We start from the raw sequence: 6,886 nt of genomic DNA, 5'->3' as shown, positions 1-6,886 counted from the left end.
GATATTTGATGCCGGTCAACTCCGCAAACTTCTGCCCGCTCAACCCGCTGCGCTCAAACTCCTCCAGCAACTGTTCCCGCCGTGCCGCGGGCGTCTTCACCCGCCCCAGCACATCGGTCTTCAAGATCGCTTCATCGCCTTGGGTCGTATTCATCGTAGCCCTTACGCTACGACGTTTATGACTCCTTTAACTAGAGGTCCTCCGCGTGACGCTTACGGGGAAAGTCCTCGCAGAGCAGACGCAGTTTGCGCAGGCAGTCGGCGGGCATGAGATGAGCGTCGTCGATGATGGGGACGAGCATCTTGCCGGCGCGGTGGACGCTGAAGGCTTGTTGCACCAGCAGCCGTTCACAGTGATGGTCGCGACCGGTGAACTCGATCTGGAAGGCTTCGCAAAGGATGCGCAGGGTGTTGTGATAGGTGTGCAGGGTGCGGTTGACCACGGGGGTGATCAGGCGTTTGGGATCGTGGGTGAGCAGCGCCTGTTTCAATACGCTTTTGCCGGTGCCGGGTTCGCCGAGCACGAGGCAGAGGCCACCTTGCTGGGCGTGGACGCGGAGGATGTCGAAGACTTCCTGCTGGTGGGCCAGCAACGTGAGGGCTTCGGTGTCGAAGGGATGGCGCTGGAGGCCGAAGTGGGAGCGGATCATAGGTCAGTGGCCGGTTGGGCGTTGAGCGTTGAGGGAGACGTCAAAGGTTTTCGATCATTGGCCACCGGATTGAGCAACCGGGCTTCGCCCATGCGTTCGCCTTTGTAGTAAACGACGACGCGCTGCGCGGGGCGCTTGCGTTCGAAGCGGACCTGGATGGTGCGGTCGGGCAGGTGGCGCGGGGCTTCAAAGCGAAGGGACTGGAAGGCGAAGGTGTTGTCCGCGCGGACGTGGCGTTCTTCCTCCACGAAGAAGAGTTCGTCGTTGGCCTCATTGGGCGGCAGGAACCGGACCCGGCTGCGATCCAGCGCGTAGCGGTCCAGCGGGCTCATGCCCAGGACGGAATGAGTTTGGGCGTTGTAATGTTCCTCGACCCAGACGGTGAACTGGCGGTTGAGCGCGTCCAGCGAACTCAAGTCCAGCGCCCGCACGAGGAACTGGTCACGCACCGTCCGGAAGAACCGTTCGATTTTTCCCTTGGCCGCGCCGTCGCGCACGGGGGTGTGGTGGAGCAGGCAGCCGACGCGGGCGCAGATTTGGATGATTTCCTTGGAGCTGTAGATGGAGCCGTTGTCCACATAGAGGGAGTGCGGCACGCCGCGTTTGTAAAAGGCGGCGCGCAACGCCTCGATGAGTGTGTCCACATTCTCGGCCGGGAAGAACTGGCCGTGACAGCAGACGCGGCTGGCATCGTCAATGAAGGCGATGAGACGCGTCTGCACCGGCGTGCCGTTGAGCTGGACGAACGGGCCATAGAGCGTGTCGGCCTGCCACATCTCGTTGGCGTGCGCCTTGGCAAAGGCCAGCCGCAGTTTGTTCGCACATTCAGTATCCGGCTTGAGCAGTTCGTATTGTTTGACCACGCGGCGGAAGGTGTTGGGCGCGATTTGCGAGCGGGTGAGCAGCCCTTCCTCGATGCAGAGCCGGTAAAGCAGGGCCCGGCTGGGCGTTTGCCCGTGAACCTTGGGCAGGACCTTGCGGACGGCCTCGGCCACGTCTTCGAGCGGCACCTTGCGGACCTTGCCCTTGTCGGAGCGCGGCTGGTTTTCCATGACGGTGACGCCGTGTTTCTGGTAGCGGGAATACCAGGTCTGGATGGTGCGCCAGGTGAACCGGCGCGGGTGGCCGTCCTCGTCGGTGAAGGTCATCTGGCTGACGGATTTGATGCGGGCGGCGATGGAGTTGCCCGCGGCCATGTCAATGGCGCCGAGCACCCGCATTTTCAGATAAGCAGTGGGATTGCGCATAATTGATTTGTTTCGGTGGCCGGATTCGCCAGCGGGATTGCCGGCGCTATCGTTCCGGTTTCGGGAGTGAGGCTACGGGAGCGTGGGCGCAACGTGGGATGGGATTGTGGTGTTGTTGCCCAGAGGAAAGAACGGCGGCGGGAAAACGGTCGGTGGTAATTCGGCCAGCCTCGGGTGCCGGGCAAGACCCGACGCCGGGTTCAGCCCAGGAACGGCCGCTGAAAATGCAGTTGAAACGCAGCGGGCGGACACACCTTGCCCGCGAAAACACTTTGGAGATGTTCGACCGTTTGCAGCAAAGGATCCGCCCAGGCGCTGGCCGGCGGCGGTCGCTCGCGGCAGAGCTGCGCGCGCCAATGGGCGAGTTGGTGGCGCAGCTGGCGCCGGAGGCGATAGGCCGACTCCAGCGCGAACGACAGGCGCAGTTTTTCCGTGGCCGCCTTGACGGAAAGCCCGGCCAGCAGTTCCACCAGCCAGGCCCACACCCGCGCGGCGGTGAACGTGTGCCGCGGCAGCACGTCCGCCAGCATCAGCGAAAAGGTGCGTCCGCAACCGCCGCGCTGCCCGCGATTGGAACAAAACACCCGCTGGCCGCGGAGGCACTGCCCGCCGGGTTGGTTGGGATCGTTGCCGCGAAGAAAGCTGTGCCGGTTCAGTGTTTCCGTCTGACCGCAGCGGGGACAGCGCTGCTGCTTGAGGGAAAAAGCACGTCTGCCAGCGCGGGTTCATCGCGCACAAAATGAAAAGGCCGGTGGAACATCCGCTCTTGCTGCCCGAGGAACTCCATCGCCGTCGAGCTTTTCTTGGACGGCACGCCCAACGGCGGAACTCAATGGAAGAGGATTGAGAAAAGGGGAGGACGGCGCTGGACGGCACTTCGCCCACACTGCGATCCTAAACGCAGCCGGATTTCGGATGACAATTCGGCCAGAAAACGGCACTTCTTACGACGGCACTGCAGCTCTTAACACCCCAGATAATAGAGCCGTCCCAGCAGTCGTTTGGTGAACAGCACCACGATGAGCCATACCACCACCAACGCCGAGGTTTCCATCAGGGCCTCGTGAATATTGGAGTGCTCGCCGCTGCCGAAAATCAAATGCGGCAAACTCACCAGCTCATTGAGCCAGGAAAGCAGGATGAGAAGCAGGAAACCGACGGTCTCATACCACAATATCCGCCGGGCTTTTTTGTGATTTATCATAGTGTCGTGCGAGGTGGCAGCCCGCGACCCGTCATTGGGCGGCAATGATCTCACGAAGGGTGTCCAACAGTTTCTCGGTGGAGTAGGGCTTGGTCAAAAAGGCCCGCGGGTTCAATTCTTCGATGTCGGTGGAACTGGTTTTCGATCCCAGCCCGCTGATGCAAATGATTTTGATCTCGGGCCGGATTCTCCGCAGTTCCGCCACCAGTGCCGCCCCGTCCATCACGGGCATCATCAGGTCGGTGATCACGATTTGAACCTCACGCGAGTGCTGTTGGAACAGGGCCAGCGCCTCCGCGCCCTGGGTCGCGGTCAGGACCCGGTAATTGAATGCCTCCAGCGTCTCCTTCATGATGCCCAAGAGCGCCGCTTCATCATCCACGACCATGATGGTCTCACCGCGTCCGGCCTGCATGGCATGAAGCCTCAATTTTACGAAGCCGGTGTCTTCCGTTTTGGCCGCCGGCAGATACACTTTGAACACTGTTCCCTTGCCCACCTGGCTGGTCAGCTCAATGAATCCGTGATGCGTCTGGACAATGCCCATCACGGTCGATAGTCCAAGGCCGGTGCCCTTCCCGGCTTCCTTGGTCGTAAAAAATGGCTCGTATATCTTGTCCATCAATTCGGCGGGTATGCCCGAGCCCGTGTCGGAAACCGTCAATACAATAAATCTCCCCGAGACCGGTTCTGGTAACATCGCGGTCTGGCGCGCGTCCAGGGCGATGTTCTCGGCCTCGACCCGCAGCGTTCCACCTTTGAGCATGGCGTCGCGGGCGTTGACGCAAAGATTCAACAGGACCTGGTGCAGTTGAGTCGCATCACCCAGTATCGGGTGGAGGTTTCCCGCCACGTTGCTTTTGATCTGGATGGTCCTCGGGAAAGTATCACGAACCAGTTTGATCATCTCGTTCACCAGGTGTTTGGCCTGCAGAAGTTTCAATTCCCCGGTGACTCCCCGCGCAAACGCCAGGATCTGCCTGACCATCTCCGCTCCGCGCTGGGCGCTGGTTTTGGCCGTGTCCAGCATCGCCCGGCTGTCCTCGCTGGCCAGTTCTTCGCGCAGCAGGTCGACCACCATCAAGATCGGGGCCAGCACGTTGTTCAAATCGTGGGCGATTCCACCGGCCAGCTCGCCAATGCTTTGCATCCGTTGCGTGCGGAGCAATTGCGCCTCAATCTGCTTCTTATCCGTGATGTCCGTGTCGATGACCAGAATCGAGCCGGGCTGGCCCGAGGGATCGCGCAAAAGCGTCCAGCGGCTTTCGACAATGATTTCACGCCCGTCTTTGCCCACCCGGTGCAACTCTCCCTGCCATTCATCCTGCCGGATCAACTGTTTCAGCACCTCTAGCGGGCGTATTGCGCCGCCCCGGAACAACAATTCGCCCGTGCTCTGGCCGACGGCCTCCTGGGCGCTCCAGCCATACAGGCGCTCGGCTCCCTTGTTCCAAAAGGTGATCCGTTGATCCATGTCGGTGACGCAAATGGCGTCGCGAGCCTTGTCCAACAACGCCGCCTGTTCCCGGATTCTTTGGTCGGTGTGCCGCTGCTCCGCCCGCGCCCGGGCCTCCTGCACCGCCCGCTGCACGGACGACACCACGCGGGACAGCCGGTCTTTGATGATGTAGTCGGTGGCTCCACGCCGGAGTGCTTCGACCGCCGATTCTTCGCCGATGGTGCCGGAAACAAAAATGAACGGCACTTCCGGCCTCACTTGCCGGGCAACGGCCAGCGCGGACAGCCCATCGAAGGAAGGGAGCGTGAAATCCGAGATGATCAGGTCGAAGGGCTGTTCCTGCAACGCCGACTCAAACGCCTCCCGTGTTTCCACCCTTCGAATCGCGCAATTCACCCCTTCGGCTTCCAGGATCGTCTGCAAGAGTTCCGCGTCTGTGCGATTGTCTTCCAGATGAAGAATACGCAGTTCGGAACTCGCTGACTGGGCAGTCATAAGGAGTCGCTTTATGGTTTCGGATCCCTCGGTGAACTTGCGCCAGTGTAGGCCAGTTGGACGGAATAGTCAAAACGAAAGCACCGCGAATCGCCTTCAGGCTTGCATACTTTAAGCGACAATGTTCGCGATGATCGCGACCGACCCACCGCGAATTGATCAAGGTCCGGGAGCGGGCCTCAGGAACAGTGAGCCTTCCGATGGATGGTAAAATCCGTGATCGCGCCGGTTGGGAGGGAACAGACACCGGCGCGGTCACTTCCGGGGAACCGTCTGCGCGGCTCACATGCTGCACGATTCGATTCCCTGCCGCCATTCTCTCCCGCGCAATACTACGTTTGTCGCACGCGTGAACTTGATGTCAGTTCGCGATTATTGCACCCCGGCGAAACCCGGTGACGATTGGGGCCAGCGAAAACGCTTAATAACTTGTTTCAGAGAGCCCAAAATGTAGGATTCCGCGGTCACGAGGCTCAACTCCATACGAATACATCATTGCGCTCCTCCACGACAAACCGGTCGAATCTCCCTGGGAACTCCAGCGGTGCCCTGCCGGGCACGCCCTTCTTCGCCCTCTTTCGGACCCGGTTGATTCTGCTGGTGCTCCTGCTGGTTGTACCCGGATTCGCCCTGGTGCTGTACGGCAATCTGGAGCAACGCCGAATCGAAAAGGCAAGGGTTCGGGAGGGGGCCATCGCGATCTCCCAACTGGCGGCGGCAAACCAGGAGAACTTCATCAAAAACACGCGACAGTTGCTCGCCACGCTCACCCAATTTCCTTTTCTCGTTCTGGCAACCGACCGAACGTTCTGTGAGACTCACTTTTCCAACCTGCTGAAACTCTCGCCCGATTACCTGAACTTCGGATTGATTGAAACCAATGGAGCATTGTTCTGCAATGGTGCGGCGACGAATGTGTCCGCCAACCTTGCGGACCGTTCCTATTTCCAACGCGTCCTGCAAACCAAACGGTTCTCCATCGGCGATCATCAGGTGGGCCGGCTGACGGGACGGCCGGCGCTTAATTTTGGCTATCCGGTCTTCGATGAGCAAGGGAGGTTCAAGCGGGTGCTCTTTGCGTCCTTGAAACTCTCCTTGTTATCGGATGCGGTGGCGCAAATCCGTTTACCGGCCGATGCGGCGGTGACCGTCGTTGATCGTGCTGGAAACGTCCTGGCCCGCTATCCTGAACCGGAAACATGGGTTGGCCGATCGATGGCGGACGCACAGTTCGTCCAGCGCATCCTCGGGCAGAGGGAGGGGGTGTTCGAAACGCCGGACGTGGACGGGATACCACGGCTGTATGCGGCGACTCCAATCAGTGACGGACAATCACCCAGTCTCTTCGTAAGTGTGGGAATTCCACTCAAAGTCTCATTTGCCGCCGCCAATGAAGCCCTCGCACGAAATGTCATCATCCTGGGGCTGGTCACTGTATTGGTTCTGATCTCAGCCAGGTTTTACGCTCGACGCTTCTTCCTCCGCCCGGTCAGTGCCCTGGCTTCGGCGGCCAACCGGCTGGCAGGTGGCGATTTGAAAGCGCGGACAGGCGTCCCACCGGGGACGGGTGAGTTGAATCAACTGGCCTGTGCGTTCGACGCCATGGCAGAGACGCTGGAAGCGCGACAGGCGGAGATTGAACGGGCGCACGCCGAGATCAGCCGCATGAACGCGGAACTGGAACAGCGGGTTGAGGACCGAACCGCGCAACTCGCGGCGGCCAACCGGGAACTGGAGGCGTTCAGCTATTCGGTCTCCCATGACTTGCGGGCGCCGCTCAGGCACATTGATGGATTTGCCCAGATGATGCAGAGCCATTCGGCGGACCGTT

6 protein-coding genes are annotated in these 6,886 nt (G+C 60.4%); 1 reads left to right on the top strand and 5 read right to left on the bottom strand.

Going from position 1 to position 6,886, the window contains the following annotated elements; genetic code table 11:
- Positions 1-191: 191 nt before the first annotated feature.
- The 5 genes from VN887_02895 to VN887_02875 form a co-directional block, all read right to left on the bottom strand.
- Positions 192-650 carry an ATP-binding protein gene (locus VN887_02895; protein ID HXT38948.1) on the bottom strand — a complete coding sequence of 153 codons (459 nt, stop codon included), beginning with the start codon at positions 648-650 and terminating at the stop codon, positions 192-194.
- Positions 647-1,897, bottom strand: coding sequence for a DDE-type integrase/transposase/recombinase (locus VN887_02890; GenBank protein ID HXT38947.1), 1,251 nt, complete (start codon positions 1,895-1,897; stop codon positions 647-649). The genes VN887_02895 and VN887_02890 overlap by 4 nt, the downstream gene beginning before the upstream one ends.
- A 200-nt stretch (positions 1,898-2,097) precedes the next feature.
- Positions 2,098-2,481 (bottom strand): hypothetical protein, encoded by a 384-nt coding sequence (locus VN887_02885; protein HXT38946.1) that lies wholly within the window; start codon positions 2,479-2,481, stop codon positions 2,098-2,100.
- A 380-nt stretch (positions 2,482-2,861) separates the two neighbouring features.
- Positions 2,862-3,101, bottom strand: a complete 240-nt coding sequence (locus VN887_02880; protein HXT38945.1) for a hypothetical protein — start codon at positions 3,099-3,101, stop codon at positions 2,862-2,864.
- A gap of 31 nt (positions 3,102-3,132) precedes the next feature.
- A complete protein-coding gene (locus tag VN887_02875) occupies positions 3,133-5,055 on the bottom strand; it encodes a response regulator (protein HXT38944.1) in 1,923 nt (640 codons plus the stop codon).
- A 429-nt stretch (positions 5,056-5,484) separates the two neighbouring features.
- Here VN887_02875 and VN887_02870 point away from each other — a divergent pair.
- On the top strand, positions 5,485-6,886 hold a 1,402-nt coding region (locus VN887_02870), incomplete at its 3' end, for a cache domain-containing protein (protein ID HXT38943.1).

Origin of the sequence: Candidatus Angelobacter sp., from assembly GCA_035607015.1 — a bacterium.
GTDB lineage: Bacteria > Verrucomicrobiota > Verrucomicrobiia > Limisphaerales > AV2 > AV2.
The sequence above is the reverse complement of the archived record's forward strand: the minus strand, read 5'-3'. Positions and strand labels throughout refer to the sequence as shown.